This is a genomic window from Nocardioides sp. CPCC 206348 (assembly GCF_048654705.1).
Classification (GTDB): Bacteria; Actinomycetota; Actinomycetes; order Propionibacteriales; family Nocardioidaceae; genus Nocardioides.
In genome coordinates this window covers 13,175-14,508 of record NZ_JBMCZA010000226.1, presented here as the reverse complement: position 1 = coordinate 14,508, position 1,334 = coordinate 13,175, and the positions used below count along the sequence as shown (strand labels likewise).

Annotated in this window: 2 protein-coding genes; both read left to right on the top strand. The window is 66.1% G+C overall.

Going from position 1 to position 1,334, the window contains the following annotated elements; translation table 11 throughout:
* The first annotated feature begins 53 nt into the window (after positions 1–53).
* Entirely contained in the window at positions 54–962 is a 909-nt protein-coding gene (locus tag ACOADB_RS25605; RefSeq protein ID WP_378605578.1) for a hypothetical protein, read from the top strand.
* Positions 959–1,318, top strand: a complete 360-nt coding sequence (locus tag ACOADB_RS25600; RefSeq protein WP_378605575.1) for a GntR family transcriptional regulator — start codon at positions 959–961, stop codon at positions 1,316–1,318. Before ACOADB_RS25605 ends, ACOADB_RS25600 begins: the two co-directional genes overlap by 4 nt.
* Positions 1,319–1,334 lie beyond the last annotated feature (16 nt).

The window sequence follows — 1,334 nt, the reverse complement described above, 5'->3', positions numbered from 1 at the left end:
CGTTGTTGCGTGTTCTGTAGTGCTACAGGAACAACTTTTGTAGCATGTGGCTCGTGGGCATCATCAACCAGCTGTGGAGCGACCTCGACATTGGTTGGTGGAACGCCGGGCTGGCGAGTGCAGCGGCACTCCTCGTGGGCTGGACGGTGATCAGAGCACCCCGGACTGCAGCGACCGAGGGCGCAAAGTTCGCGGCAAAGCACAGTGCTTACGTCGATGTCGCGTTTGTTCGACAGTTCGACAGCGTCTCAGTGCGGGAGAGACGAAGGACCTACCTGACGAGGTCCGTCCCGTTCGTGCTCATTCTTCTCGTCCTGAACGACGTGACGATCGCTTTGATGCCCGGATTGTTGGCGCTCAGCATGGCTACGGAGAACGTGCTGCGACTTCGCCGCATCGGCAGCGAGTTCGACGCCGTTGCGCCACCCCATGGCCTTGCACGCGCCCGCGCTGTAGGAATCCGGGACTACATCGGCCCGGCGGGAATCGCTTGCTGGCTGGCGGTGGCATTCGTCGCCGTCACGGTCTGCATCGGCTTTGCTGTCGCGGTCGTCCGACACGGCTTCACTCCCCTCCTGTTGGCAGACCTGCTGTCAGCCGCTGCGCTCGGCATCCTGGCCCTGACCCTTCCCCTCTGCAGTTGGGTCATCGTGGGTCGTCCGGAGCGATCAGAGGACGCGGCGCACCTCTACTTGCAGGACGCCTGGCGGGCGAATCTCTTGCGCGAGGCCACCTTGGCTGCGCTGCTCCCCGCTCTGTACTTCATGATCACGGTGCCTGAGACGCGCGGCTTTCCCGTTGTTCTCGGGGTGGTTGCGGCAGGAGCGCTTGGCTTCTGCTTGCTGAGCAGCACGTTCCTGGGTGACAAGAACCTGCATTTCCGCAAGCGGCTGTGGCCGACACTGAAACCCGGTCAGGTGTTGATGCCCGGCGACTCCGTCCCGGCCGGAGCGCCCGCATGATCCAGGTCGACTCAAGGGCCGCGGCACCACCGTACGAGCAGGTGCGGTCGCAACTGGCCGACCAGATCGAACGCAAGGCACTCGTCGCGGGCACTCGTCTGCCGACGGTCCGCCGCCTCGCCGCCGACCTCGGGCTCGCCACCAACACCGTCGCGCGGGCCTACCGCGAGCTGGAGTCGGAGGGTCTCGTCGAGACGCGCGGACGCGCGGGCACCTTCGTCGCCGGCACCGGGGTCGAGCAGGAGGCGCGGGCAGCGGCCGCGGCCTACCTCGAACGGGTCCGCGAGCTCGGGCTCAGCGCAGCTGACTCTGTCCGTCTGGTGCAGGGCATGACCGAGCAACGCTCCGCCCGCTGACTCCACCTGCCCGTGG

Bases quoted from the DNA above. Each gene is read 5' to 3' on its own strand.
- ACOADB_RS25600 (WP_378605575.1), top strand. From the start codon at position 959: ATGATCCAGGTCGACTCAAGGGCCGCGGCACCACCGTACGAGCAGGTG.